The organism is Hydrogenophaga sp. (assembly GCF_041913525.1).
In the GTDB taxonomy this organism is placed as follows: Bacteria; Pseudomonadota; Gammaproteobacteria; order Burkholderiales; family Burkholderiaceae_C; genus Hydrogenophaga.
On sequence record NZ_JAYSFD010000002.1, the window covers coordinates 378,566 to 402,901 of the forward strand.

At 69.1% G+C, this 24,336-nt stretch carries 26 protein-coding genes; 12 read left to right on the plus strand and 14 right to left on the minus strand.

Annotated features, from left to right (window positions below; genetic code table 11):
• Positions 1–20: 20 nt before the first annotated feature.
• The 7 genes from ACE3RQ_RS04735 to ACE3RQ_RS04765 all read left to right on the plus strand — a co-directional run bounded on the left by ACE3RQ_RS04735 (position 21) and on the right by ACE3RQ_RS04765 (position 5,710).
• Positions 21–611: a DUF3501 family protein gene (locus ACE3RQ_RS04735; RefSeq protein WP_374520416.1), complete on the plus strand. Its 591-nt coding sequence runs from the start codon at positions 21–23 to the stop codon at positions 609–611.
• 70 nt (positions 612–681) lie between these two features.
• Positions 682–1,458, plus strand: a complete 777-nt coding sequence (gene yaaA / locus ACE3RQ_RS04740) for a peroxide stress protein YaaA (protein WP_374520418.1) — start codon at positions 682–684, stop codon at positions 1,456–1,458.
• 14 nt (positions 1,459–1,472) lie between these two features.
• Positions 1,473–2,330: a 2OG-Fe(II) oxygenase gene (locus tag ACE3RQ_RS04745; protein ID WP_374520420.1), complete on the plus strand. Its 858-nt coding sequence runs from the start codon at positions 1,473–1,475 to the stop codon at positions 2,328–2,330.
• 7 nt (positions 2,331–2,337) lie between these two features.
• Complete coding sequence (gene queF, locus ACE3RQ_RS04750; protein ID WP_374520422.1) at positions 2,338–3,189, plus strand: NADPH-dependent 7-cyano-7-deazaguanine reductase QueF; 852 nt, start codon at positions 2,338–2,340, stop codon at positions 3,187–3,189.
• Between the two features lie 106 nt (positions 3,190–3,295).
• The gene (locus ACE3RQ_RS04755) at positions 3,296–4,825 is read left to right on the plus strand and encodes an acetyl-CoA hydrolase/transferase family protein (RefSeq protein ID WP_374520424.1); all 1,530 of its coding nucleotides are present in this window, start codon (positions 3,296–3,298) and stop codon (positions 4,823–4,825) included.
• 250 nt (positions 4,826–5,075) lie between these two features.
• A complete protein-coding gene (locus tag ACE3RQ_RS04760; protein WP_374520425.1) occupies positions 5,076–5,306 on the plus strand; it encodes a hypothetical protein in 231 nt (76 codons plus the stop codon).
• A 107-nt stretch (positions 5,307–5,413) separates the two neighbouring features.
• Positions 5,414–5,710: an RNA recognition motif domain-containing protein gene (locus tag ACE3RQ_RS04765; protein ID WP_374520427.1), complete on the plus strand. Its 297-nt coding sequence runs from the start codon at positions 5,414–5,416 to the stop codon at positions 5,708–5,710.
• 70 nt (positions 5,711–5,780) lie between these two features.
• On the opposite strand, the gene ACE3RQ_RS04770 is transcribed toward ACE3RQ_RS04765, so the two are convergent.
• The 7 genes from ACE3RQ_RS04770 to ACE3RQ_RS04800 all read right to left on the minus strand — a co-directional run bounded on the left by ACE3RQ_RS04770 (position 5,781) and on the right by ACE3RQ_RS04800 (position 11,534).
• A complete protein-coding gene (locus ACE3RQ_RS04770) occupies positions 5,781–6,620 on the minus strand; it encodes an anti-sigma factor domain-containing protein (RefSeq protein ID WP_374520429.1) in 840 nt (279 codons plus the stop codon).
• Positions 6,621–6,630: 10 nt separating this feature from the next.
• Positions 6,631–7,203: an RNA polymerase sigma factor gene (locus ACE3RQ_RS04775; RefSeq protein ID WP_374520431.1), complete on the minus strand. Its 573-nt coding sequence runs from the start codon at positions 7,201–7,203 to the stop codon at positions 6,631–6,633.
• A gap of 54 nt (positions 7,204–7,257) precedes the next feature.
• The gene (locus tag ACE3RQ_RS04780) at positions 7,258–7,920 is read right to left on the minus strand and encodes a plastocyanin (RefSeq protein ID WP_374520433.1); all 663 of its coding nucleotides are present in this window, start codon (positions 7,918–7,920) and stop codon (positions 7,258–7,260) included.
• Positions 7,917–8,393 carry a group 1 truncated hemoglobin gene (locus ACE3RQ_RS04785; RefSeq protein WP_374520435.1) on the minus strand — a complete coding sequence of 159 codons (477 nt, stop codon included), beginning with the start codon at positions 8,391–8,393 and terminating at the stop codon, positions 7,917–7,919. The genes ACE3RQ_RS04780 and ACE3RQ_RS04785 overlap by 4 nt, the downstream gene beginning before the upstream one ends.
• A 14-nt stretch (positions 8,394–8,407) precedes the next feature.
• A complete protein-coding gene (locus ACE3RQ_RS04790) occupies positions 8,408–9,364 on the minus strand; it encodes a DUF3034 family protein (protein ID WP_374520437.1) in 957 nt (318 codons plus the stop codon).
• Between the two features lie 126 nt (positions 9,365–9,490).
• Positions 9,491–10,333, minus strand: coding sequence for an enoyl-CoA hydratase-related protein (locus tag ACE3RQ_RS04795; protein WP_374520439.1), 843 nt, complete (start codon positions 10,331–10,333; stop codon positions 9,491–9,493).
• Entirely contained in the window at positions 10,296–11,534 is a 1,239-nt protein-coding gene (locus tag ACE3RQ_RS04800; protein WP_374520531.1) for a DNA polymerase IV, read from the minus strand. The genes ACE3RQ_RS04795 and ACE3RQ_RS04800 overlap by 38 nt, the downstream gene beginning before the upstream one ends.
• Positions 11,535–11,684: 150 nt before the next feature.
• Here ACE3RQ_RS04800 and ACE3RQ_RS04805 point away from each other — a divergent pair, with 150 nt between their 5' ends.
• Entirely contained in the window at positions 11,685–12,410 is a 726-nt protein-coding gene (locus ACE3RQ_RS04805) for an SIMPL domain-containing protein (protein ID WP_374520441.1), read from the plus strand.
• A gap of 132 nt (positions 12,411–12,542) precedes the next feature.
• The gene (locus tag ACE3RQ_RS04810) at positions 12,543–13,133 is read left to right on the plus strand and encodes a ferritin-like domain-containing protein (protein WP_374520443.1); all 591 of its coding nucleotides are present in this window, start codon (positions 12,543–12,545) and stop codon (positions 13,131–13,133) included.
• Between the two features lie 27 nt (positions 13,134–13,160).
• On the opposite strand, the gene ACE3RQ_RS04815 is transcribed toward ACE3RQ_RS04810, so the two are convergent.
• The 3 genes from ACE3RQ_RS04815 to ACE3RQ_RS04825 form a co-directional block, all read right to left on the minus strand.
• Positions 13,161–13,679: an anti-sigma factor domain-containing protein gene (locus tag ACE3RQ_RS04815; RefSeq protein WP_374520445.1), complete on the minus strand. Its 519-nt coding sequence runs from the start codon at positions 13,677–13,679 to the stop codon at positions 13,161–13,163.
• Positions 13,676–14,830 carry an L-lactate dehydrogenase gene (locus tag ACE3RQ_RS04820; protein WP_374520447.1) on the minus strand — a complete coding sequence of 385 codons (1,155 nt, stop codon included), beginning with the start codon at positions 14,828–14,830 and terminating at the stop codon, positions 13,676–13,678. The genes ACE3RQ_RS04815 and ACE3RQ_RS04820 overlap by 4 nt, the downstream gene beginning before the upstream one ends.
• 139 nt (positions 14,831–14,969) lie before the next feature.
• Positions 14,970–16,490 (minus strand): AAA family ATPase, encoded by a 1,521-nt coding sequence (locus tag ACE3RQ_RS04825; protein WP_374520449.1) that lies wholly within the window; start codon positions 16,488–16,490, stop codon positions 14,970–14,972.
• A gap of 62 nt (positions 16,491–16,552) precedes the next feature.
• On the opposite strand from ACE3RQ_RS04825, the gene ACE3RQ_RS04830 reads away from it, so the two are divergent.
• Complete coding sequence (locus ACE3RQ_RS04830) at positions 16,553–18,076, plus strand: class I adenylate-forming enzyme family protein (protein WP_374520450.1); 1,524 nt, start codon at positions 16,553–16,555, stop codon at positions 18,074–18,076.
• Here ACE3RQ_RS04830 and ACE3RQ_RS04835 read toward each other — a convergent pair.
• From ACE3RQ_RS04835 to argH, 4 genes are all read right to left on the minus strand, one after another.
• Positions 18,066–19,268: an ammonium transporter gene (locus ACE3RQ_RS04835; protein ID WP_374520452.1), complete on the minus strand. Its 1,203-nt coding sequence runs from the start codon at positions 19,266–19,268 to the stop codon at positions 18,066–18,068. The genes ACE3RQ_RS04830 and ACE3RQ_RS04835 overlap by 11 nt on opposite strands.
• A gap of 146 nt (positions 19,269–19,414) precedes the next feature.
• On the minus strand, positions 19,415–19,900 hold the full coding sequence (locus tag ACE3RQ_RS04840) for a bacteriohemerythrin (RefSeq protein ID WP_374520454.1): 486 nt from the start codon (positions 19,898–19,900) through the stop codon (positions 19,415–19,417).
• A gap of 47 nt (positions 19,901–19,947) precedes the next feature.
• Entirely contained in the window at positions 19,948–20,934 is a 987-nt protein-coding gene (locus ACE3RQ_RS04845) for an alpha/beta fold hydrolase (protein ID WP_374520456.1), read from the minus strand.
• Positions 20,927–22,360 (minus strand): argininosuccinate lyase, encoded by a 1,434-nt coding sequence (argH, locus tag ACE3RQ_RS04850; protein ID WP_374520458.1) that lies wholly within the window; start codon positions 22,358–22,360, stop codon positions 20,927–20,929. Before argH ends, ACE3RQ_RS04845 begins: the two co-directional genes overlap by 8 nt.
• Positions 22,361–22,454: 94 nt before the next feature.
• On the opposite strand from argH, the gene ACE3RQ_RS04855 reads away from it, so the two are divergent.
• Complete coding sequence (locus ACE3RQ_RS04855; RefSeq protein WP_374520459.1) at positions 22,455–23,516, plus strand: sensor histidine kinase; 1,062 nt, start codon at positions 22,455–22,457, stop codon at positions 23,514–23,516.
• Between the two features lie 40 nt (positions 23,517–23,556).
• Entirely contained in the window at positions 23,557–24,309 is a 753-nt protein-coding gene (locus ACE3RQ_RS04860) for a LytR/AlgR family response regulator transcription factor (RefSeq protein WP_374520461.1), read from the plus strand.
• The last annotated feature ends 27 nt before the right edge of the window (positions 24,310–24,336 follow it).

Consider the following 24,336-nt stretch of genomic DNA (forward strand, 5'->3'; position numbering starts at 1 on the left):
GGCCCCACAGGAGAGACCGCATGCAACTGACTGGACACATCACCCCTGAGAGCCTGATGACGCTGGAGGCCTACAGCAAGTGGCGCAAGGCGCACAAGCCCGAGGTCATGGCGCACCGGCAACTGCGCTCGGTGCGCCTGGGCGACCACCTCAATGTGCAGTTCGAGAGCGAGTTGAGCATTCGCTACCAGATCCAGGAGATGCTGCGCATCGAGAAGATTTTTGAGGAAGAGGGCATTGCCCACGAGATCGATGCCTATGCGCCGCTGGTGCCCGATGGCCACAACTGGAAGGCCACGCTGCTGATCGAGTACCCCGACATCAACGAGCGGCGCCGGGAACTGGCGCGGCTGATCGGCGTGGAAGACCGGCTGTTTGTCGAGGTCGAGGGCCATCCCCGCGTGTACGCCATCGCCGACGAAGACCTGGACCGCGAGAACGCCGAGAAGACCTCGGCCGTGCACTTCCTGCGCTTCGAGTTCACGCCGCCCATGGTCGCGTCCATCCGGGCCGGGGCGGCGGTGAAGCTGGGGTGTGACCACACCCACTACCCGTGGCACGTGAGCATCCCCGCCGAGACCCTGGCCAGCCTGGCCGGTGACCTGAAGTAGACGCGCGGTCTCGCGATAATCGGGGCTTCCTTGGGAAGCCCTTTTTTCTTGGCGCCTTGCGCCCACGCCCATGCTGTTTTTGATTTCACCCGCCAAGGCCCTGGACTACGAGACCCCGGCCCACGTCACCACCCACACCCAGCCCCTGTTCGTGCCGCAAGCCACCGAACTCATTGCGGTGCTGCGCGAGAAGTCGCCACAGGAGATTGCCGAGCTGATGGACTTGTCCGACCAGCTCTCGGGCCTGAACGTGGCGCGCTACCAGGCCTGGCAACCCACGTTCACCGCGCGCAATTCCAAGCAGGCGGTGCTGGCCTTCGATGGCGATGTGTACGGCGGCCTGGACGCCAAAAACCTGGGTGCCGACGACCTGGACTGGCTGCAGCAGCACCTGTGCATCCTGAGCGGCCTGTATGGCGTGCTGCGCCCGCTCGACTGGATGCAGCCCTACCGGCTGGAGATGGGCACGCGCCTGGCCACCACCCGTGGCAAGAACCTGTACGCCTTCTGGGGCACCCGCATTGCCGAGTACCTCAACGAACGCGCCGCGGCCGACAAGAGCCCGGTGGTCGTCAACCTGGCCAGCGAGGAGTACTTCAAGGCCGTGGACCGCAAGGCGCTGAAGCCGCGCGTGGTGACCTGCGTGTTCGAAGAGCGCAAGGGCGCTGGCTACAAGGTGGTGAGCTTCATGGCCAAGCGCGCGCGCGGGCTGATGGTGCGCTGGGCCACCGAGCACCGCGCCACCACGCCCGAGCAGCTCAAGCACTTTGACCTGGAGGGCTATGCCTTTGTGCCGGCGGCCTCCGAGGCCGACCGCCTGGTGTTTCGCCGCGAGGCCAAGCCCTGAGGAGGCGAGCGCGCATGCAACAGATCACCCCCGAACTGCGCCGCTGGATCGTCGAGCAGGCCAGCGCCGGCGTGCGGCCCGATGACGTGTTGACCGCCATGCGCCAGGCCGGCTGGCAAGAGGCGGTGGCCGTGGCCGCGATGGAAAGCGCGCTCAGCGAGCACCTGGCGGCGAAGCAGGCCGCAGCCCAGGCCGCCAGCACGACCAGCGCGGTGAGTGCCGTGCCCATGCTGAACCTCGCGGGGGCACCGCGCCGGCTTGACGCGGGTGACCGTTGGGTGGACGTGATCGCCAGCCTGCAAAACCCCCGTGTGGTGGTGTTGGGCAACCTGTTGAGCGAGATCGAGTGCGAGGCGCTGATCGAATCGGCCCGCCCGCGCCTGGCGCGCTCGCTCACGGTGCAGACGCAGACCGGCGGCGAAGAGCTCAACCCCGACCGCACCAGCAGCGGCATGTTCTTCAACCGGGGCGAGACGCCCGAGGTGGCGGCGCTGGAGGCGCGCATCGCCCGCCTGGTGAACTGGCCGGTGCAAAACGGCGAGGGCATTCAGGTGCTGCACTACCGCCCGGGCGCCGAGTACAAGCCGCACTACGACTACTTCGACCCCGACGAGCCGGGCACGCCTACCATCTTGCGCCGCGGCGGCCAGCGCGTGGCCACGCTGGTGATGTACCTCAACGAGCCCATGCGCGGCGGCGGCACCACCTTCCCCGACGTGGGGCTGGAGGTGGCGCCGGTGCGGGGGCATGCCGTCTTTTTCAGTTACGACCGGCCGCACCCGGCCACCCGCACGCTGCACGGCGGCGCGCCGGTGATCGAGGGCGAGAAATGGGTGGCCACCAAGTGGCTGCGCGAACGCGAATTTGTCTGAGGGCCCCATGAGCCAGAACACCCCCGAACAGTCCCAACTGGGCAAGGCATCGGCCTACATTGACCGCTACGACCCCAGCCTGCTGTACCCGCTGCCGCGCGCCGCGAAGCGGCAAGAGATCGGCATCACCGGCCGCATTCCCTTCCTGGGGGCCGATCTCTGGACTGCCTTCGAGCTGTCGTGGCTGAACCCGCGCGGCAAGCCGCAGGTGGCCATCGCGCACATCACGATCCCGGCCGAGAGCACGCACATCGTGGAGAGCAAGTCGTTCAAGCTCTACCTCAACAGCTTCAACCAGTCGGTGTTCGAGAGCGCCGACGCGGTGCGCGATCGCATCCGCGCCGACATCAGCGCGGCCATCTGGCACGGCGAGGCGGTGCAGGGCAGCGCGGGCGTGAAGCTGCTGCTGCCCGAGGTCTTTGACCGCGAGCCGGTGCACGAGTTGGATGGCGTCAACCTGGACCGGCTCGATGTGGAATGCACCCACTATCAGCCCGCGCCCGAGTTATTGCGCGCCGCCTTGCACGAACAGCCCGTCACCGAAACCCTGGTGAGCCACCTGCTCAAGAGCAATTGCCTGGTCACCGGCCAGCCCGACTGGGGCAGCGTGCAGATTCGTTACACCGGCCCGCAGATCGACCAGGAAGGCCTGCTGCGCTACCTGGTGAGCTTTCGCGAGCACAACGAGTTTCACGAGCAGTGCGTCGAGCGCATCTACATGGACATCCTCACGCGCTGCCAGCCCACCAAGCTCAGCGTGTACGCGCGCTACACGCGCCGTGGCGGCCTGGACATCAACCCCTGGCGCACCAGCCACCCGCAGCAACCACCGGCCAACATTCGCACCGCGCGCCAGTGACGCCCGCTTGACGGGAGGGGGCCGACCAGATCGGCGGCAGTTCGTTTGCGGATATAACCATGCCTTCGCTCAGGGTTAACCCTGGTCCTATCCGGTTCCTATCCCCATGACTGCTTCTTCTCGCATCCTCCATCCCGGCCTGCGCCAGAAAATCATGTCGGCCGACGCGGCCGCCGCCCTCATCAGCGACGGTGACAACGTCGGCATGAGCGGCTTCACCGGCGCTGGCTACCCCAAGGCCGTGCCGGCGGCGCTGGCCCGCCACATCGAGCGCGCCAACCAGGGCGGCAATACCTTCCGCATTGGCGTCTGGACGGGCGCCTCCACCGCGCCCGAGCTTGACGGCGCGCTGGCTCAGGTCGGCGGCATCGAGATGCGCCTGCCCTACCAGTCTGACCCGACCTGCCGCACCCGCATCAACGCGGGCCAGATGGACTACATCGACATCCACCTCTCGCACGTGGCGCAGTTCGTGTGGTTCGGCTTCCTGGGCAAGCTCAACGTGGCGGTGGTGGAAGTGGCGGGTGTGCTGGAAGACGGCCGCCTGATTCCGTCCTCGTCGGTGGGCAACAACAAGACCTGGCTTGACCAGGCCGACAAGGTCATCCTGGAAGTGAACAGCTGGCAGCCCGCCGCGCTGGAGGGCATGCACGACGTGTACTACGGCACCCAGCGCCCACCGCTGCGCAAGCCGATTCCCATGGTGGCGCCCGGTGACCGCATTGGTGAGCCCTACCTGCACGTGGACCCGGCCAAGGTGGTGGCGGTGGTGGAAACCCAAGCGCCCGACCGCAACACCGCCTTCACCCCGCCCGATGAAGCCTCCAACCGTATTGCCGAGCACATCCTCGATTTCCTGGCCCACGAGGTGAAGCAGGGCCGCCTGCCGGTCGAGCTGCTGCCGCTGCAGTCGGGCGTGGGCAACATCGCCAACGCCGTGCTCTCCGGCCTGAACCAGGGCCCGTTCGAGAACCTCACCGGCTACACCGAGGTGCTGCAGGACGGCATGCTGGAGATGCTCAAGTCCGGCAAGATGACCATGGCCTCGGCCACGGCCCTGTCGCTCAGCGGCGAAGGCATGAAAGAGTTCCTGGGCAACCTTGACTTCTACCGCCAGCGCATCGTGCTGCGCCCGCAGGAAATCTCGAACCACCCCGAGATCATTCGCCGCCTGGGCATCATTTCCATGAACGGCATGATCGAGGCCGACATTTACGGCAACGTCAACTCCACCCACATCATGGGCACGCGCATCATGAACGGCATCGGGGGCTCGGGCGACTTTGCCCGCAACGCCTACCTGTCGATGTTCATGACGCCGTCCACCGCCAAGGGCGGGGCGATTTCGTGCATCGTGCCCATGGCCAGCCACGTGGACCACACCGAGCACGACGTGCAGATTCTCGTGACCGAGCAAGGCCTGGCCGACCTGCGCGGCCTGGCGCCGCGCCAGCGCGCGCGCCGCGTGATCGAGCGCTGCGCCCACCCCGATTTCCGGCCCGCGCTGCTGGACTACGTGGAGCGCGCCGAGGCCGAGGGCCGCGCTGGCCGCGCCGGTTTGCACACGCCGCACCTGCTGGAAGAGGCGCTGTCGTGGCACACCCGCTTTGAGCGCACCGGCAGCATGCGCGCCTGAAGGCCGGAGGCCCGCGAGCCGGGCACCCTTGCCGTTGGTCGGGTGCTCGGCAGAATTCATTAGGTGAAATGGCGATGTGGTCGTAAACTCTCTGGCAGTTGCTTGGCTAAGGCCTGAAGCAATTCACGAAGCGTCCGTTCTCACCGGATGCGCTCTCTCCGGTCAACAAGACCGGTTCCTCCGCGCTGTCGAGCCGCAGTCGGGTGGGATATCCAGGCTCCCGCAGGTGGCACAGGCGCCTGCGCTCTCCATGTCTCTTTTGTCTCCCCAGCCCATTCAAGTGGGCCGTTTCACCATCGCGCCTTCGTCCCACACGGGCGACACCGGGCGTTTTCACCCCACCGTCTCGGTTGGCAGCGGCGAGGGGGCCAGTTCCCACTGGCGCATGCACCGCCTCGACCGCAGCTACTCCAGCCGCGCTGCCGCCCATGTGGTGGCACTGACGCACGGCTGGGCCCACACGTTTCGGGCGATGGCTTAAGGCCATCGAACTCACCTGATTTCCGGCGCCATCTTTCACGAGACCGCCATTTTCTGCGCGCCCCATCCGTTTTCGGGCAAGTCGCGCTTTTCTCGAAAGGCTCAACCATGAGCAGCAAACTGTACGTGGGCAATCTGCCCTATTCCGTTGACGACGCCAGCCTGCGTCACAACTTCGCCGATTTCGGCAGCGTGGCCTCTGCCAAGGTCATGACCGACCGCGACACCGGTCGCTCCAAGGGCTTCGGCTTTGTAGAAATGGGTTCCGAAGCGGAAGCCCAGGCCGCCATCAACGGCCTCAACGGCCAGTCGGTTGACGGTCGCCAGATCGTCGTGAACGTGTCCCGCCCCAAAGAGGCTGGCGCTGGCGGCGGTGGCTATCGCTCGGGTGGCGCTCGCTACTGAGCGGTCCCAACCCCATGAAGAAACGGCGCCTTGGCGCCGTTTTTTTTCGTCTGGGGCCTGCGCGAGGGCTTCAGATCTGCTTGCGAATGAGCGCGCCCTGGAACAGCACCGGGCCGGTGGGGCCGGTTTCGCTGGGCACGCCGCCCAGAGGCTCCAGGCTCACCGCCAGGGCCGGGGTTTCGCGCAGCGCGGCGGCGTCGGCCGCGAGCTGCAGCAGGCGTTCGCGCGAGAGCACACCCAGCGAGCGCGGGGCCGCGCCCGGGGGCAGGGCCCAGAGCTGCAGCGAGCGGTCGGCCGCTTCCTGGAAGCCGCCCACGCGCTGCAGGTTCAGGCGCTGGCCCTCGGGGTCAAAGGTGACGAGCAGCGCGGCACTGGCTTGCTGGTCGTTGAGCACGGCCACGTACTCGATGCGGGGTCTGGCCTGCAGCTCGGCCTGCAACTGGGCCACCTGAGTGGTCTGGGTCTGCAGTTCGGCTTGCAGGCCGTTGGCGCGGGTGCGTTCCTGGCCCAGCTCGTTTTGCAGGCCCAGCGACACGGCCAGCGCCGCCACGGTGGCCACGGCACCGGCCACGCCGGCACCGCGCCACCAGGCCAGCGAGCCCAGCCAGCCGCGCGGGTTGGGGGGCGGCGTTGCGGCGGGCGTGGTGCGGGCCGCCTGCATGGCCGCCTGTTCGCGCTCGGCGGCCAGCAGGTTGTCGATACGGGTCCACACGGCAGGCGCCGGCGTCTGGGGCTGGGGCAACTCGTTGAAGCTGGCCACGCGGCTTTCCCACAGCAAGGCGGCGGCGCGCACGGGGGCTTGTTCGCGGGCCATGGCTTCGAAGCGGCGGCGGGCACGGCCTCGCAGGGTGCCCAGCGCGTAGGCGGCGGCAAGTCGGTCCAGCAGTTCGGGGTGTCGGCTCAGGTTCATGCCAGTCCCCTCAGGCAAAGCGCGCCATGCACAGGCGCAATTGGTCCAGCCCACGCCGGATCCAGGTTTTCACGGTGCCCAGTGGCAGGTTGAGCTGGCCGGCCAGCTCGCCGTGGCTGAGGTCGCGAAGGTAGGCCAGGCTCACCACCTCGCGTTGTTTGGCGTTGAGCTGGCGCAGGCACTGGTGCAGGGCCCAGGCCTGCTGGCTGGCCAGGCTCAGGTCGGCCGGGTCGTCGCCATCGCCCGCGAGGGTGTCTTGCAGCGAGTCGTCGAGTTCGTCGGTGAGGTGCACCCGCTCGGCCCCGCGCCGGCGCAGGCAGTCGAGCGAGCGGCTGCGCACGATCAGGCCCAGCCATGCCATGGGCGGGCTCAGGCTGGCGCGGTAGTCGCCGGCGCTGCGCCAGATGTGCAGAAAGGTCTCTTGCAGCACGTCTTCGGCCCATTCGGTTTTGCCCACCACCCGCATCGCCAGGCCCATGAGTTTGCCGGCGGTGAGGTCGTACAGGGCCTTGAGGGCGGCTTCGTCCCGCGCGGCCACGCGGTCGAGCAGGGCGATGAGGGTGTCGTCGGGTTGGGCGGACATGCGCGCATTGTGGGGCAGGCGGGGTGCCCCTCAGGCGTGGCGGGTGTGACGCTTTCAACGCCGTCTCGGTTGAATGGCCGTGGCCAGCCGCGTGGTGGCGCTGCCCGACAGGGTGAGCGCCTGGGGCGTGGTTTCCACCACCTGCTCGGAGTGCCACACCCGCAGCACGGCGTTGCCTTCGGGCAGGTCGGGGATTTGCGCCACGCCGGCGCGGTCGGTTTTGCCTACCCAGGGGGTGGTGCTCACCCAGACGTGGCCGCGCATCGAGCCGTGCAGGTGGCAGCCCAGGCGCCAGGGGCCAGGGCTGTCCACCACGCCTTCGGCGTGGGGCGCGGCCTGGTGGGCGGCGCGGCCGGGCAGGCGCAGCTCAAATCCCCGGCGAGCTTCGCCCGGGGCGGCGCTGTTGCCGGTGTCTGGCGGAATGGCGCGCACGTGGTGCTCCCAACTGTCGAGGTTGCTGAAGCGGATGCGCGAGCCCACGGGCACCACGGTGAGCGCCGGCACGAAGCGCATGGCTTGCTGGTCGATGGTCACCGTGACCGGTGCCGGCGTGGCGGGCAAGGCCATGCCGGGCATCTCCACGCTGACCACCGCGTCGGCCAGGGGCTGGCCGTCGCGCGCCAGCACCGTGACTTGCAGCGAGGCCGCGCTGGCCGCCGTGGCCAGCGCCAGCGCGGCACCGGCCAGCGCCATTGGGCGCAGGCGCTGCGCGTTCATGGCCGGGGCGCGATCACGTCGCGGTGCATGGGCGCCAGCAGGGCGAGCATCTGGTTTTGCCGCGCAAAGGGAATGCCTTTGGCGTTCATGCTGGCTTGCAGCACCTCGACCAAGGCATTGAAGTCGGCGCGGGTGATGCCCATGTCGGCGTGGGCGGTCTTCATGTCGGGGCCTTTGTAGGTGCAGGGGCCGCCCGCGAGTTGGCAGAGCTGGTCGGTGAGCGAGCCAGCCAGTTGGGCCGGGTTGGTGTCGCGGAACTGGGTGCCGATGCGCGCATCGGCCTTGAGGCGCAACACGAAATCGTCCATGAGCGAGCGGATGCCGGCCTGTTCGCCAAAGGCCTGGTACAGCCCCGGGGCCGGGGCCACCGGGTAGGCGCTGGCCGGCGAGGCGGCGGGCAGCGACTGGGCAATGCAGGCGCCACTGAGGGCGCTGAGCAGGGTGAGGGCAGAGGCGGTGATGAGCTGTTTCATGCGGAGGCTCCGGTTCAGAAGGCGAATTGGGCGGACACGTAGGCACCGGTCTGGCGGCGACCGTTGGTGGTGGCGGGCACGATGGGGCCCAGGTCCACGTAGGCGGCGGTGAGCGACACGTTTTTGCTGGGCGACCAGGCCACGAACACGTCTTTCCAGTGGCTGGCGCGCAGGCCGTCGCCCAGGCCGGCGGCGGCACCGGCGCGGCGCAGCTTGTCGGGCATGCCGCGCACCTCAACGCCCACGGCCAGGTTGGGGCGCAAGAGCCAGGCCACCGACACCTCGGGCTGCAGCTCGTAGCCGCCGTCGGCCCCGCCCAGCGAGGCGCCAAAGCCCAGCAGTCCGTTCTGGTTGGCGCGGGTGGCGCGCAGCGTGCCGTTGACCAAGATGCCTGGCGCCAGGAAGAGCTTGGTGGCGCTGACGTACAGGTCCACCCCGGTGCGCTTGGCGCCCAGTGCCTGCAGCGTGGCGTCCAGCCCGCTGGAGCGCAGGTGCTTCACCTGCACGCCCACGGCCACCTGGGGCATGAGGGTGTCGCTGTCGAGGATGGCGTCACCGGCCACGCGCAGCTTGGCGCCCAGGATGTCTTGTTTCAGGTGCAGGCCGGGCAGGCCCAGGGCGGTGCCGGTGGCGCGGGTGTTGAAGTCTTGCCGCGCCAGCGACAGCTCCAGCCGGTCGTTCAGGCCCACCGCGACGCCAGTGGCGGTGAGGCCGTAGTCGCGCGTGACGGCGCGGCTGATGTGCACGCTGGCACCGGTCTGGCCGTCGGTGGCCTGGGTGCCGATCACGGCCCAGGGGCTGATGCCGCCGCCGGCGGCGCCTTCGACGCTGCTCACGCCGCCGGTGAGCACCAGCTTGCCGGTGTCGGCGTGGGCCAGGGGCGCCGCCAGCAGGGCGGCGGTGGAGCAGGCCAGGGCGATCGCGCTGGCAGCGCGGGTGCGCAGGCGGGGGGAGGGGTGTTGAGGTGTCATGGGGCGAGTGGGTGGGTGGATCGGATGCCGGCTGGCTGCCGACACTTCCGATACGCACCCAGGCTCGCCCTGGATTCACGGTGCGGGTTCTCCCCGCTTCGCGTGGTTCTCCCCGCTTCGCGTGGTTCAGCCCAGGTCTTGGAAGGGCGTGAGCGGTGCCAGCGGCGGGAACTGGCCGGCGCGCTTTTCCTTCATGGCGGTGATGGCCTCGCGCACGTGGGCGTTGCTCCAGGCCGAGCCTTGCAGCCAGCCCATCTGGCGCAGGCTGTCTTCCACCGAATGGTCGCGCGCGTAGTGAATGGCCTGCTTGGTGCCCCAGATGGCCACGGGCGGCTTGGCGGCGATCTCCTGCGCGCACTGCAGCGCGGCCTGCACGGTGGCCTCGTGGGTGTCGAACACCTCGTTCACCAGGCCGCAGGCCAGGGCGCGCGCGGCGCTCAGGCGCCGGCCGGTGTAGGCCAGCTCTTTCACCAGGGCCAGGGGAATGAGCTTGGGCAGGCGCTGCAGGGTGCCCACGTCGGCCACCATGCCGATGTTGATTTCCTGGATGCAGAAGAAGGCGTCGGCGCTGGCGTAGCGGATGCAGGCCGCACTCACCATGTCCACCCCGCCGCCGATGCAGCCGCCCTGGATGGCGCAGATCACCGGCATGCGCAGCGTCTCCAGCTTGGTGAAGGTGGCCTGCATGTCGGTGAGCAGGTCGTAGATGGCGGCGCGCCCCTCGGCGCTGCGCTCGTCCATGGTGATGGCGTTGGAGAAGGTGTCCAGCGACATGCCGGCGGTGAAGTGCTTGCCGGTGCTGCTGATCACCAGCGCGCGCGCCCGGCCTTCGTGGTGCACCTCGGTGAGCAGGGTGTCCAGCTCGCGCCAGAAGGTGGGGTGCATGGTGTTCATGGCCTCGGGCCGGTTGAGCACCAGGTGCAGCACCTGGTCATTCCAGTTCAGGGAAAAGCAGGTCGGTGTGTTCATCGCTGGGGGCCTTGTCTCGTGGCTTGGGGTGGGCACGATTCTGGGCAGGCGGCGCCTCGCCTGTTGTCCCTGGCTTGACAAGCTTGCCCACGCGCACGCCCAGCAGGCGCAGGCGCCGGCTCAGGTCCACGCGCTTGAGGCACTGGCCCGCCCAGTGGCGAATTTCGCGCGCATCGGCAGTGGGGTGGGGGATGGTCTGGTCGCGCGTGACGATCTGGAAGTTGTCGTAGCGCAGCTTGATGCCGATGGTGTGGCCCTGGTAGCCCTTGCGCTGCAGGTCGGCGGCCACCTGCTCGCACAGGCGCGTGAAGATGGCGCCCAGCTCGGCGCGGTCGCGCACGGCGTGCAGGTCGCGCTCGAAGGTGGTCTCGCGGCTCATGCTCACCGGCTCGCTCTCGGTGACCACCGGGCGCTCGTCGCGGCCCCAGGCGGCCTCGTGCAGCCAGGCGCCGTAGCTCTTGCCGAAGTTCATCATCAGCCACTCGCGCTCGCGCGCGGCCAGCTCGCCAATGGTGTGGATGCCGTGGGCCTGCAGCTTGGCGTCGGCCTTGGGGCCAATGCCATTGACCTTGCGGCAGGGCAGGGGCCAGATGAGGGTCTGCAGGTCTGCCGCCGTCACGATGCTGATGCCGTTGGGCTTGTGGAACTCGCTGGCCATTTTGGCGATGAGCTTGTTGGGCGCCACGCCAATCGAGCAGGTCAGGCCCGTGGCCTGCTGGATGCTTTTCTGGATCAGCCGCGCCAGCACACGCCCGCCTTCGCGCTGGCCGCCAGGCACGTCGGTGAAGTCGATGTACACCTCGTCCACGCCACGGTCTTCCATCACTGGCGCGATCTCGGTGATGGTGCGCTTGAACAGGCGAGAGAGCCGGCGCACCTCGTCGAAGTCCACCGGCAGCAAGATGGCCTGCGGGCAGAGCTTGGCCGCCTTCATCAGGCCCATGGCCGAGCCCACGCCGAACTGGCGCGCCTCGTAAGTGGCGGTGGTGGCCACGCCGCGGCCCACGTAGTCGCCCAGGCGGGGAAAGAAGTCCACCGGCACGCGATCCAGTGTGTCGGGGCCCCATTCGCGGTCGGGGTAGGCCGCGCGCAGGCGGGCCAGCATCTCGTCTTCGCGCCGGCGCCCACCGCCGATCACCATGGGCAGGCCCTTGAGCTGCGGGTAGCGCAGCAGCTCGACCGACGCGAAAAAGGCGTCCATGTCGAGGTGCGCGATGCGGCGCTGGCGCGGTGGCGGGGGCGTGTCGGGGCGGCTCACGCGGCGAGCATAGCGCCGTGGCTAAGATGCCCCCACGGGTGTTGCTCAGTTGGCCCTTCGGCCGGGTGAGCAGGCCGCCACAAGGAGGACTTCATGTTGAACAACGCATCGCGCCTGCTGGTGGCGCTGGTGGTGGGGGCTGGCGTGGCGCTGGCCGGTTTTTTCGTGAGTGGCGGGCTGGAGCGCTTTCGCATGGCCGACCGCAGCATTGCCGTCAAAGGCCTGGCCGAGAAAGACGTGGAGGCCGACTTCGCCATCTGGACGCTGGGCTTTCGCCGCGCCGGCAATGAGTTCGCCGGCGTGCAGCAGGCCCTGGCCGCCGACCGCGAGAAGGTGCTGGCCTTTCTGAAAGAGCGCGGCTTCACCGAGGCCGAGCTGGAGGCCCGTCCCCTGGCCGTGCAAGACCTGCTGGCGCGCGACTATGCCCAGGGCAATGTGCCGCTGCGCTTCAACGGCAGCGGGCAGGTGCTGGTGCGCAGCGCCCGCGTGGCCGAGGTGGCCCAGGCCGCGCTGGCGCTGGACCCGCTCATTCAGGCCGGCGTGCAGTTCAGCGCCGAGGGCGAGGGCGCCGGTGGCCCGCGCTACCAGTTGCGTGGCTTCAACGACATCAAGGCCCCGCTCCTGGCCGAGGCCACGCGCAACGCACGCGAGCAGGCCGAGAAGTTCGCGGCCGAGGCCGGCGCCCGCCTGGGCCCGCTCAAGAGCGCCAACCAGGGCGTGATCCGCATCAGCGGCGACGACGGCAACGACTTCGACGACGGCCGCTCGCGCACCAAGCGCCTGCGCGTGGTCAGCTCTTTCGAGTACGAGCTGCGCTGACCCGAGGGGCCGGCATCTCCCTGCGGGGTGAGGGGGTTTTCTGAATCCGGGGCGCGTGGGGCCTGCGTATCCAGGGCGACGTGGCCACGTCTTCCCGAATCGTTCAGACCACCACCCACCCAAGGAACCCTCATGACCACCCCGTTCAACACCACGCTCATTCCCGCCGCTTCCCGTCGCGGCTTTCTGCGCACCGGCGGCACCTTGTCGGCCGTGGCCCTGTCGATGCTGGCCGGCCGCGAAGCCCTGGCCCAGGGCATGAAGGCCGACGCTGGCAAAGACGTGGAGATCCTCAACATCGCGCTGGGCCTGGAGCACGAGGCCATCAACGCCTACCAGCTCGGCGCCGGCAGCGGCCTGCTGCAAAAGCCCGTGCTCGACGTGGCGGTTCAGTTCCAGGGCCACCACAAGGCCCACCGCGACGCGCTGGCCGCCACCATCCGCAAGCTCGGCGGGCAGCCCGTGGCCGAGAAAAAGATCGACGACTACGCCAAGTCGCTCAACGCCGCCGCGCTCAAGAGCCAGGCCGATGTGCTGGACCTGGCGGCCCGCCTGGAACTGGGCGCCACCAACGCCTACCTCAGCGTCATCCCGGCCATGGGCGACCGCGAACTGGCCAAGGTGGCCGCGCGCCTGGCGGCCGACGAGACCATGCACTTCACCGTGCTCACCCAGGCCCTGGGCCGCGCGCTGCCGCCCGGTGCGCTCTCGTTCGGCGCCTGAGCCTGTGCGGGGGGTGGCAGGGCCGCCTCAGATGGCCTTGCTCACCAGCGCGCCCTTGAACAGCCAGGGCAGGCTGGGGCCGGCGGCCTCGGGCACGCCGCCTTTGTTCTCGGCGCTGATGCCCAGCTCGCTCAGGCCCTGCAGCTCTTCGGCCTTCAGCGGCAACTGCAGCGTCTGGTAGCGGCTGGTGATCACGCCCAGCGAGCGCGGCGCCTGCCCCGGCGCCAGGCCCCAGATCTGCATGCTGTCTTCGCGGCCCTCGCGCACCGCGTTCAGGCGCTGCACCGCCAGCGCCGCCTCTTGCGGGTTGTGGGTGATGAGCATGGCGGGCTGGCCCTGGGCATCCAGCAGCACCGCAATCTGCCGCACCTGCGGCACTTGCGCCAGCCGGGTCTGCAGGTGCTGGATCTGGGCCTTGAGTTGCTCGTACAAGCTGGCGCTGGCGGCCCAGCCCACCAGCAGGGCCAGGGCCAGCAGAATGCTCAGCACCCGCCACCAGGGGCTCACGCCCTTGGTCACGGGCGTTGCGGTCGGTGCGTCGCTCATGCCGTGGGGAACGTGCCGGGCAGCAGGATGCCCTGGTCCACGTTCTCGATGTTGGTGTGGCCGCAGAAGGCCATGGTGATGTCCAGTTCCTTGTGGATCATCTCCAGGCACTTGCTCACGCCGGCCTCGCCCATGGCGCCCAGGCCGTACAGCATGGCGCGGCCGATGTACACGCCGCGCGCGCCCAGGGCACGGGCCTTGAGCACGTCTTGCCCGCTGCGCACGCCGCCGTCCATGTGCACCTCGATCTGGCTGCCCACCGCGTCCACGATGGCCGGCAGGGCTTCGATGCTGCTTTGCGCGCCATCGAGCTGGCGACCCCCGTGGTTGCTCACGATCAGCGCATCGGCGCCCGACTGCGCTGCCAGGCGCGCGTCTTGCACGTCCATGATGCCCTTGAGAATGAGCTTGCCGCCCCAGCGCTTCTTGATCCATTCCACGTCGCCCCAGTTGAGCGCCGGGTCGAACTGCTTGGCCGTCCACTCGCTGAGCGAGCCCATGTCGCCCACGCCGCTCACGTGGCCCACGATGTTGCCGAACTGGCGGCGGTGCGTGCCCAGCATGCCCAGCGCCCAGCGCGGCTTGCTGGCGATGTTGATCATGTTTTTCACCGTCAGCTTGGGCGGTGCCGACAGGCCGTTCTTCAGGTCTTTGTGGCGCTGCCCCAGGATCTGCAGGTCCAGCGTGAGCACCAGCGCGCCGCACTGGGCGGCCTTGGCGCGGTCGATCAGGCGCTCGATGAAGGCGCGGTCTTTCATCACGTAGAGCTGGAACCAGAAGCCCGGCCCGGCGTGGGTGGCCACGTCTTCAATGGAGCAGATGCTCATGGTAGACAGCGTGAACGGAACGCCGAACTTGCGCGCCGCGCGCGCGGCCAGGATCTCGCCGTCGGCGTGCTGCATGCCGGTCAGGCCCGTGGGCGCGATGGCCACTGGCATGGCCGTGGGCACGCCCACCATGGTGGTGCGCGTGCTGCGGTTTTCCATGTTCACCGCCACGCGCTGGCGCAGCTTGATCTTGTGGAAGTCGCTCTCGTTGGCGCGGTAGGTGCTTTCGGTCCAGGCGCCGGAGTCGGCGTAGTCGTAGAACATGCGCGGCACGCGCTTTTGCGCGAGCACGCGCAGGTCTTCCACATGGGTGATGACGGTCATGCGAGGGGGCTCCGTGTTGGATGGGGGCCAGGCTGGCGGCGCACCGCCCGGCGTGGGGCGCATGTTAGCCAGCGCCCGGCGGCTTGGGGCGTGAAAGCGCGCCCCCCGGTCTTGAAAATTCTTGGGGGCAGGGTGCCCATCAGTCGGGCAGCACCCGGGCGCGCTCGGCGCCGGTGAGCGGCTCCACCCAGCCCAGTTGCTGCTCCAGCACCGCCAGCGTGGCCTCGGACGGGTCGCCCCGGCGCGCGGCGATGCGCCGGCGCATCTCGTCCAGCGGGGTCTGGGGCGCGATCAGGTGCCACGCAATGCCCAGCTCGCTTGCCAGCGCGGCGAAGGTATCGCGCTCGGCCCGGCGCAGGCAGGCGGCGTCAATCACCACGTTCCAGCCCTGGCGCAAGAGCGCCTCGGCCCGCTCGCGCAGGTGCTGGTAGGTCTGGCCGTGGGCCTGTGGGCTGTACAGGCCGCTGTTCACGCCCGAGCCGCTGGCCGCCAGCGGCGCCAGCCCGTGCAGTCGCTTGCGCTCCACGTCCGAGCGCAGGCGAATGGCCCGGCCGCTGGCCTCTTGTTGCAGCCAGCGCGCCGCCGCCCAGCTCTTGCCGCTGCCCGAGAGCCCGTGCGTCACCACCAGTTGCGGCGTGGGCGGGTGCGCGATGCGCCCGGCCAGGGCCACGTAGCGCCGCGCCTCGGCCAGCGCGGCCTCTCGGTCGGCGCCAGGCTGCGCGCTGCGAATGGCCGCCACCTTGGCGCGCACCAGGGCGCGGTACACCGCGAAGTAGGGCAGCACCCGTGGGGCGTCGGCCTCGCCGCTGGCGTCCAGCCAGGCGCTGAGGAAGCGGTTGGCCAGGCCAGGCTGGCCGTGGTCGAGCAGGTCCATCCAAGTGAAGGCGATGTCGTTGGCGGTGTCGATCCAGCGCAGCGCGTCGTTGAACTCGATGGCGTCAAAGGGCACGGCCTGCCCGTTGATGAGCGTGAGGTTGGCCAGGTGCAGGTCGCCATGCCCTTCGCGCACCTGGCCCTCGGCGCGGCGGCGCAGCAGCACGGGGTGCAGGGCCTCGGCCTGGGCCTCGGTCCATTGGCGCAGCGCCGCCAAGTCACTCTCGGCCGCCGCGCTGCCGGGCGTGGCCTGCAGGGTGTCGAGGTTGTCGCGCGCCAGGGCCAGCGTGTCCACGGGCTGGCCCCAGGGGCTGCTGGCGTCGGCCACCGCCGCCGCTTGCTGAAACGCGGCTACCCGCGCGGCCAGGGCCTCCAGCACCTCGGCACTCAGGGCGCCGCGCTGGCACAGGTGGTCCAGCCGGCCGGCCTCGTCGAAGCGGCGCATGTGCACTGCCCATTCGATGGCCTGTTCGGCGTCGGTGGCGGGGTCGCCCCAGCGCGGGACCTCGGGCGGGCCCAGCAGGGGCAGGGCGGCCAGGTAGATGTGGCCTTCGGGGTCGAAGCGCCGGTTCACGCGCATTTCGGCCTCGCAGGCGGCCCGGCGCCGGGCCAGGGTGCTGAAGTCCATGAAGCTGAACCGCACCGGCTTCTTTATCTTGTAGGCGTGCTCACCCGCCAGCAGCACCCAGGCGCCGTGGGTCTCGATTCGCTCCACCTGCGCCACCGGGTGCGGGTAACGGCCGGGCTGCATCAGGGCTTGAATGAAGGGGGGACACGTGGGCGTCATGGCCGCCACTGTACGCCGGGCACAATGCCCGCCAGCCACGCAGATGGCACAGGAGACGGTTGATGAACATCGCCCATTTGTTGGAACGCCACGCCCGGCTCAGCCCCGAGCGCACCGTGCTATTCCATGGCCCCGAGCCACACGCCACCGCCCAGGCCTGGGCCCAACGCAGCGCCCGCGTGGCGGCCCGCCTGCGCCAGCGGGGCCTGGCGCCCGGCGACCGCGTGGTGCTGTTCATGCGCAACCACCCGCGCTACCTGGAGCTGATGTTCGGCATCTGGTGGGCGGGCCTGGTGGCCGTGCCGGTGAACGCCAAGCTGCACCCCAAAGAGCTGGAGTGGATCGTGGACAACGCCCAGGCCGGCTGGCTCTTCCACACGCGCGACGTGCTGCCCGATGCCACCACCCTGGGCGTGCCCGCGATGGACGCCGAAGGCGACGCCTGCACCGCCTGGCTCGACGAGCCCATCGACACCACCCCGGTGGCCGAGCGCGCCAGCACCGACACCGCCTGGCTCTTCTACACCAGCGGCACCACCGGCCGGCCCAAGGGCGTGATGATCACCCACCGCAACCTCATGACCATGGGGCTGACCTACTTCAACGACGTGGACCCCGTCGCCCCGGGCGATGCCATCGCCTACGCCGCGCCCATGTCGCACGGCGCAGGCATCTACGCCATTCCGCACCTCATGGCCGGGGCGCGCCACGTGGTGCCGGTCTCAGGCGGCTTTGACGCCGCCGAGCTGTACGCCCTGGGCCGCGCGGTGGGGCCGCTGTCGCTGTTCGCCGCGCCCACCATCGTCAAGCGCATGGTCGATCACGCCGAGGCCGAGGGCCTGAGCGTGGCCGACTGCGCGGCGGCCTACAAAACCATCGTCTACGGCGGCGCGCCCATGTACGCCGCCGACATCCGCCGCGCTCTGGCCGTCATGGGGCCGCGCTTCGTGCAGATCTACGGCCAGGGCGAGACGCCCATGACCGCCACCGCCCTGTCGCGCGCCGCGCTGGCCGACAGTGCCCACCCGCGCTGGGCCGAGCGCATCGCCAGCGTGGGCGTGGCGCAGACGCCGGTGCGCATCCGCGTGGCCGACTCAACAGGCCAGCCGCTGCCCCCGGGCGAGGTGGGCGAGGTGCTGGTGCAGGGCGACAGCGTGATGGCCGGCTACTGGCGCAACCCCGAGGCCAGCGCCGCCACCCTGCGCGAGGGCTGGCTTTGGACAGGCGACATGGGCACGCTGGACGACGACGGCTTTCTTACCCTGAAAGACCGCAGCAAAGACCTCATCATCAGCGGCGGCAGCAACATCTACCCGCGCGAGGTGGAAGAGGTGCTGCTGCACGCCCCCGGCGTGGCCGAGGTGGCGGTGGTGGGCGCGCCCGACGCCGAGTGGGGCGAGGTGGTGGTGGCCTTCGTGGTGCCCCAGCTCGGCGCGGCGCTGCAGGCCGGCGCGCTCGACGCCTTCTGCCTGGACCACATCGCCCGCTTCAAGCGCCCCAAGCGCTACGAGATCGTGGACGCCCTGCCCAAGAACCATTACGGCAAGGTGCTCAAGACCGCGCTGCGAGAGCGCCTCACCAGCTGACTTCGCGCTCCGGCGTGGCGCTGATCTTGTGGATGGTGAGGTCAGCGCCGTCGTGCTCGGATTCGGCGTCCAGGCGCAGGCCCAGCGTGGCCTTGAGCGCGCCGTACACCACGGTGCCGCCCAGCAGCGCCCAGCCCACGCCCAGGGCCGTGCCCAGCAACTGGGCGCCCAGGCTCACGCCGCCCAGGCCGCCCAAGGCGTGCTGGCCGAAGAGGCCAGCGGCGATGCCGCCCCAGGTGCCGCACAGGCCGTGCAGCGGCCACACGCCCAGCACGTCGTCGATCTTCCAGCGGTTCTGCGTGAGGGTGAACAGGCGCACGAACAGCAGCCCGGCCACCGCGCCCACCACCAGCGCGCCCAGCGGGTGCATCACGTCAGAGCCGGCGCACACGGCCACCAGGCCAGCCAGCGGGCCGTTGTGCACAAAGCCCGGGTCGTTGCGGCCGGCCAGCAGCGCGGCCAGCGTGCCGCCCACCATGGCCATGAGCGAGTTCACCGCCACCAGGCCCGAAATCTTGTCCAGCGTCTGCGCGCTCATCACGTTGAAGCCGAACCAGCCCACGATCAGGATCCAGGCGCCCAGGGCCAGGAAGGGAATGTTGCTGGGCGGGTGGGCCGAGATCGCGCCGTCCTTGCGGTAGCGGTTGGCGCGCGCACCCAGCAGCAGCACAGCCGGCAGCGCGATCCAGCCGCCCACCGCGTGCACCACCACCGAGCCGGCGAAGTCGTGGAAGGCCGCGCCCGTGGTGGCCTCGATCCAGGCCTGCACGCCAAAGTGGCCGTTCCAGGCGATGCCCTCAAAGAAGGGGTACACCAGGCCCACGATCACCGCCGTGGCGATGAGCTGCGGCCAGAACTTGGCGCGTTCGGCAATGCCGCCCGAGATGATGGCCGGAATGGCCGCGGCGAAGGTGAGCAGGAAGAAGAACTTCACGAGGTCGTAGCCGTTCTTCTGGGCCAGCACATCGGCGCCAATGAAGAAGTGCGTGCCATAGGCCACGCCGTAGCCCACGGCGAAGTAGGCGATGGTGGAGACCGAGAAGTCCACCAGGATCTTCACCAGCGCGTTCACCTGGTTTTTCTTGCGAACCGTGCCCAGTTCCAGAAAGGCGAAGCCGGCGTGCATGGCCAGAACCATGATGCCGCCGAGCAGAATGAACAGGGCGTCTGCGCCCTGTTTCGGTGCGTCCATGAGCAATCTCCGTTTGCGTTGTGCGGTTTTGGGGCGTGTTGAACGCCAAAACGGGGACTGCCTGGCGATCTGCACCAAGCAAAAGCAAAAAGTGCACCAGGTTTGCGGCCTGGTGCACTTTTCTGGGGGAGATGCCCGGTTTTGGGTCAGTGGCAGCCGGTGCTGCCGCAGCCGTGCAGGCTCTCGGCCACCACGGCGGCCGGGTCGGCCAGGGTTTCGGTCTGGCTGTCAAAGCCCACCGATTGCAGGTGCAGGGCCAGGCCCGCGTCCATGCTGCTGGCGTGCATCGGAAACCACTCCACCAGGGCCTCGGCCATGCGCTGGATGAACTCGGTCTGGCCGGCTTCGGCCCGGCGCAGCACCTCGCGCATGGTGTCCAGGATGCTGGCGTGCTGCGTGGCGTGGCAATTGCCGGCGGCAAAACCGGTGGCCAGCATCCAGCGCTCTTCTTGTGCGAAGTGCTCCACCGTGTGGTCAAGCAGGGCGCGGAACACGGCCAGTTCGCGCTCGGGCGGGGCGGCCAGCAGGGTGTTGACGATTTCCACGAATTCTTCGTGGGTGTGGTCCATGCGCGCGTCGCCGCAGCGCATCTCGTCGTTCAGGTCCAGTTTGAGGGGGGTGGTGGTGTCCATGGGGCGCGACTTTAAAGGCTGGGGGCTGGCCGGGGGCTTGACCCAGGTCAAGCGGCTTGGGCTGGCGGGTTCAGGCGCCGACCGGGGGTGTTCTCGTCCAGGCGGCCTTCTTGCAGCCAGCGCAGGGCCATGGGCCAGAGGCTGCGCTCAAAGCGGCTGTGGAAGAAGGCGAAGTGGCCAATGGCCGGCACGCCCAGGTCTTGCGGGCGCAGGTGCCAGTGAATGGCCGGCGCGTGCGGGAACTGGCGCAGCAGGCGCTGCAGCGCGGCCGGCGTGCCGAACTCGTCATCGCTGGTGCCCAGCGCCAGGATGGGCGCTTGCAAGCGGGCCATGTGCGCCGCCAGGGCCTGCCGCTCGGTCGGGCTCAGGCGGCGCGAGCCGCGCCCGTGGGCAAAGAGGTCTTCCAGGCGCTCGGCCGGTGCTGTCCAGTCGCGCACCACGCCGCGCGGGGTGTCTTCCAGCCAGCCCAGGCGCTGGCCCGGGAAATAGCCCAGGGCGGCGGTGAGCACCGGCATCACCAGGTGCCATTTCAGGCGCAGGCCCAGGCGGCGCTGGGCCGCGTAATCGGGCCAGTGGGCGAACTGTGCGCCCATGGTGAAGAGGCGCTGCACGGCGGTGTGCGAAGGCGCCAGGCCGATCAGTGCACCGCCAATGCTGTGGCCCACGAACAGCAGCGGCTGCCCCGGGCACTGCCGCACGGCCTCTTGAATGGCGGCTTCGGTGTCGTGGCGGCCCCAGTCGTACCAGCCGGCGTGAAAGCCGCGCAGCGTGCGCGGGCGCGATTCGCCGATGCCCCGGTAGTCGTAGGTGAGCACGTCCATGCCGTGCCGCTGCAGGTAGGCGGCGAAGCGGTGGTAGTAGGCCGCGCGCACCGAGGTGGCGGCGTTGACGAGCACCACCGGGCGCTGGGCGTCAGCGCTGTCGGCGTGCCACCAGTGGCCGCGCAGCGTGACGCCGTCGTCGGTGGTGAAGGTGGTGGGAACAGGAGAGGGCGCGCCGGAAGCCTGCACGTCGCCCTCGCTGCGGTCAGCCAAGGCGGGCGAGGTGGCGCTCGATCTGGGCGCGCACCTGCGCCGGCGCCGTGCCGCCCAGGGTGTTGCGGGCGTTGAGCGAACCGCGCAGGCTCAGCACCTCGTACACGTCTTTCTCGATGCTGGGGTGGAAGCCCTGCAGCACGGCCAGCGGCAGCTCGGACAGGTCGCAGTTGTGGCTGGTGGCGGCCTTCACGGCGTGGGCCACGGTTTCGTGCGCGTCGCGGAAGGGCAGGCCCTTCTTCACCAGGTAGTCGGCCAGGTCGGTGGCGGTGGCGTAGCCCTTGTTGGCGGCGGCCTCCATGGCGGCGGCGTTCACCGTGATGCCGCCTTCCTTCTGGCCGGTGGCCGGGTTCACCTGGCCGCCCACCATCTCGCAGAAGATGCGCAGCGTGTCCTTGAGCGTGTCCACCGTGTCGAACAGCGGCTCTTTGTCTTCCTGGTTGTCCTTGTTGTAGGCCAGCGGCTGGCCCTTCATCAGGGTGATCAGGCCCATCAGGTGACCGACCACGCGGCCGGTCTTGCCGCGCGCGAGTTCGGGCACGTCGGGGTTTTTCTTCTGCGGCATGATCGACGAGCCGGTGGTGAAGCGGTCGGCGATCTTCACGAAGCCGAAGTTCTGGCTCATCCACAGAATGAGTTCTTCGCTGAAGCGGCTGATGTGCACCATGCACAGCGAGGCCGCGGCGCTGAACTCGATGGCGAAGTCGCGGTCGCTCACGCCGTCCAGGCTGTTCTGGCAAACGCCTTCCATGCCCAGCGTCTTGGCCACGCGCTCGCGGTCCAGCGGGTAGGTGGTGCCGGCGAGAGCCGCTGAGCCCAGGGGCAGGCGGTTGGTGCGGCGGCGCACGTCGGCGAAGCGCTCGGCGTCGCGGCTGAACATTTCCACATAGGCCAGCAGGTGGTGCGCAAAGCTCACCGGCTGCGCCACTTGCAGGTGGGTGAGGCCGGGCAGGATGACCTCGACGTTGCGGCTGGCCACTTCCACCAGGGCCTTTTGCAGGTCGGTGAGCAGGCCGCCAATCAGGTCGATCTCGTCGCGCAGCCACAGGCGCACGTCGGTGGCGACCTGGTCGTTGCGGCTGCGGCCGGTGTGCAGGCGCTTGCCGGCGTCGCCCACGAGTTGCGTCAGGCGGGCTTCGATGTTGAGGTGCACGTCTTCGAGATCGAGCTTCCACTCGAAGGTGCCCGCCTCGATCTCGCTGGTGATCTGGGCCATGCCGCGCTGGATGTCGGCCAGGTCTTGCGCACCGATAATGCCCTGCGCCGAGAGCATCTCGGCGTGCGCCAGGCTGCCCGCGATGTCGGCGCGCCACAGGCGCTTGTCAAAGAAAACGCTGGCGGTGTATCGCTTGACCAGCTCGCTCATGGGCTCCGAGAATAGGGCGGACCAGGCTTCGGATTTCTTGTCGAGTTGGTTGGTGGACATGGTGTTGCCAGCGGCTGGAAGGGGATGGACGGAAGTGGCTGGTGCAGCTATCGGGCCCGGGTGGCCGACCGACCCCAGAACGGAATCGCTTCCCGTGAAAGATTCGCGAATTTTATCGACCTTCCAAGACCTCTCCCACGCCACGCGCCCGCGGCCATTGGCCGACATGCCCGAGCACGTGCGTGCCCGCGTGCAGGTGTTCGATACCTGCCAGGTGGGCGTGGTCTTGCGGGCCGTGATGCTGGTGGAGGCCATCGTGGCGGTGGGCGCCCTGTTCTTGGCCCAAGGCCTGAACGACTGGCTGCTGCGCTTTGCCTTGCTCACTGGCGCCGCCTTGCCCGCCATGCTCACCTGGCTGCTGGTGGTGTGCGCGTGCAAGCGCCTGCTGGCGCGGCTGCAGCCCAGCGGCCAGTGGGCCGCCGGACTTGCGCTGGGCGCCTTGTGCGGCCTGTATGGCCTGGGCCTGCTGGCCTGGATGGGCTTTGCCGACCTGCAGCACGCCCTGGCCAGCGCCAGCGCGGGTGCTTTGGTGGCCGGCGTCATGGTGGCGGGCCTGGTGTGGCGCGCTCGCGCACAAATGCCGGCCAGCACCAAGGCCCAACTGGCCGAGCTGCAGGCTCGCATCCGGCCGCACTTTCTGTTCAATTCGCTCAACAGCGCTATTGCCCTGGTGCGCGAAGAGCCGGCCAAGGCCGAGAACCTGCTCGAAGACCTGAGCGAGCTGTTTCGCCACGCGCTGGCCGACACCAAAGAGGCGGTGCCGCTGCGCCAGGAACTGGAGCTGGCCGAGCACTACCTGGCCATCGAACAGGTGCGCTTCGGCGAGCGCTTGCGGGTGGAATGGAGCATTGACGAATCGGCCTCCAAGGCCCGCCTGCCGCCCCTGATCCTGCAGCCCCTGGTGGAGAACGCGGTGAAGCATGGGGTGGAGCCCAGTCCAACGGGCGCGGTGGTGCGCATCAGCACGCAGCGCCGTGGTGCTGTGGTGGTGATCAAGGTCACCAACACCGTGCCGGGCGGTAGCGGGCGCCGCGGCAACGGCCTGGCTCTCGACAACGTGCGCCAGCGCCTGACACTGCTGCACGACGTGCATGGCCGTTTCCAGAGCGCCTTGGTCAATGGCCTGTTCCAGGTGCGCCTTGAAATACCGTTATAACCGCGGGGATGTGCAACCCGACCAGCAAGAGGGGCGTGAGATGGATCTGAAGGTTCTGATCGTGGACGATGAGGCGCTCGCGCGCTCGCGCCTTCGCACCTTGCTCAGCGAATGCGTGGATCCCCGCGCCGAGGTCGTTGGCGAGGCGGGCAACGCCGTGCAGGCCATGGAGCAGATCCAGCGCACCGGCTGCAACCTGGTGCTGCTCGACATTCACATGCCCGGCGTGGATGGCATGGCCCTGGCGGCCACGCTGCGCCAGATGCCGGCGCCGCCTGCGGTGGTGTTCGTCACTGCGCACGCGGAGCACGCTGTGCAGGCCTTTGACCTGGAGGCCGTGGACTACCTCACCAAGCCCGTGCGCCGCGAGCGCCTGCAGCAAGCGCTGCAAAAAGTGCAGAAACAAAGCGCGCCCAAGGAACCCCTGGCAGACGCTGGCCTGCCCGAGTGCCTGATCATTCAAGAGCGTGGCCGTAGCGAGCGCGTGGCGCTGACCGATGTGGTCTATCTCAAGGCCGAGCTCAAGTACATCACCGTGCGCACGCGCGAGAAAGAGCACATCTACGACGGCGCCCTGAGCGACCTGGAGCAGCGCTACGGCCACCTGTTCGTGCGCGTGCACCGCAACGCGCTGGTCTCGCGCAAGGCCGTGCGCGCCGTGGAAAAAGTGAGCCACGGTGGCGATGGTGAAGGCGAGGGCTGGATGGTGCGGCTCGATGGCGTGAACGAGCGCCTGTCGGTCTCGCGGCGCCAGCTCGCCGCGGTGCGCGAGGCCCTGGTGGGCCCCGCCTGAGGTTCACGGCACAGGGCTCACCCCTCG

Bases quoted from the DNA above. Each gene is read 5' to 3' on its own strand.
- ACE3RQ_RS04735 (WP_374520416.1), top strand. From the start codon at position 21: ATGCAACTGACTGGACACATCACCCCTGAGAGCCTGATGACGCTGGAG.
- yaaA (WP_374520418.1), top strand. From the start codon at position 682: ATGCTGTTTTTGATTTCACCCGCCAAGGCCCTGGACTACGAGACCCCG.
- ACE3RQ_RS04745 (WP_374520420.1), top strand. From the start codon at position 1,473: ATGCAACAGATCACCCCCGAACTGCGCCGCTGGATCGTCGAGCAGGCC.
- queF (WP_374520422.1), top strand. From the start codon at position 2,338: ATGAGCCAGAACACCCCCGAACAGTCCCAACTGGGCAAGGCATCGGCC.
- ACE3RQ_RS04755 (WP_374520424.1), top strand. From the start codon at position 3,296: ATGACTGCTTCTTCTCGCATCCTCCATCCCGGCCTGCGCCAGAAAATC.
- ACE3RQ_RS04760 (WP_374520425.1), top strand. From the start codon at position 5,076: ATGTCTCTTTTGTCTCCCCAGCCCATTCAAGTGGGCCGTTTCACCATC.
- ACE3RQ_RS04765 (WP_374520427.1), top strand. From the start codon at position 5,414: ATGAGCAGCAAACTGTACGTGGGCAATCTGCCCTATTCCGTTGACGAC.
- ACE3RQ_RS04770 (WP_374520429.1), bottom strand. From the start codon at position 6,620: ATGAACCTGAGCCGACACCCCGAACTGCTGGACCGACTTGCCGCCGCC.
- ACE3RQ_RS04775 (WP_374520431.1), bottom strand. From the start codon at position 7,203: ATGTCCGCCCAACCCGACGACACCCTCATCGCCCTGCTCGACCGCGTG.
- ACE3RQ_RS04780 (WP_374520433.1), bottom strand. From the start codon at position 7,920: ATGAACGCGCAGCGCCTGCGCCCAATGGCGCTGGCCGGTGCCGCGCTG.
- ACE3RQ_RS04785 (WP_374520435.1), bottom strand. From the start codon at position 8,393: ATGAAACAGCTCATCACCGCCTCTGCCCTCACCCTGCTCAGCGCCCTC.
- ACE3RQ_RS04790 (WP_374520437.1), bottom strand. From the start codon at position 9,364: ATGACACCTCAACACCCCTCCCCCCGCCTGCGCACCCGCGCTGCCAGC.
- ACE3RQ_RS04795 (WP_374520439.1), bottom strand. From the start codon at position 10,333: ATGAACACACCGACCTGCTTTTCCCTGAACTGGAATGACCAGGTGCTG.
- ACE3RQ_RS04800 (WP_374520531.1), bottom strand. From the start codon at position 11,534: ATGGACGCCTTTTTCGCGTCGGTCGAGCTGCTGCGCTACCCGCAGCTC.
- ACE3RQ_RS04805 (WP_374520441.1), top strand. From the start codon at position 11,685: ATGTTGAACAACGCATCGCGCCTGCTGGTGGCGCTGGTGGTGGGGGCT.
- ACE3RQ_RS04810 (WP_374520443.1), top strand. From the start codon at position 12,543: ATGACCACCCCGTTCAACACCACGCTCATTCCCGCCGCTTCCCGTCGC.
- ACE3RQ_RS04815 (WP_374520445.1), bottom strand. From the start codon at position 13,679: ATGAGCGACGCACCGACCGCAACGCCCGTGACCAAGGGCGTGAGCCCC.
- ACE3RQ_RS04820 (WP_374520447.1), bottom strand. From the start codon at position 14,830: ATGACCGTCATCACCCATGTGGAAGACCTGCGCGTGCTCGCGCAAAAG.
- ACE3RQ_RS04825 (WP_374520449.1), bottom strand. From the start codon at position 16,490: ATGACGCCCACGTGTCCCCCCTTCATTCAAGCCCTGATGCAGCCCGGC.
- ACE3RQ_RS04830 (WP_374520450.1), top strand. From the start codon at position 16,553: ATGAACATCGCCCATTTGTTGGAACGCCACGCCCGGCTCAGCCCCGAG.
- ACE3RQ_RS04835 (WP_374520452.1), bottom strand. From the start codon at position 19,268: ATGGACGCACCGAAACAGGGCGCAGACGCCCTGTTCATTCTGCTCGGC.
- ACE3RQ_RS04840 (WP_374520454.1), bottom strand. From the start codon at position 19,900: ATGGACACCACCACCCCCCTCAAACTGGACCTGAACGACGAGATGCGC.
- argH (WP_374520458.1), bottom strand. From the start codon at position 22,360: ATGTCCACCAACCAACTCGACAAGAAATCCGAAGCCTGGTCCGCCCTA.
- ACE3RQ_RS04860 (WP_374520461.1), top strand. From the start codon at position 23,557: ATGGATCTGAAGGTTCTGATCGTGGACGATGAGGCGCTCGCGCGCTCG.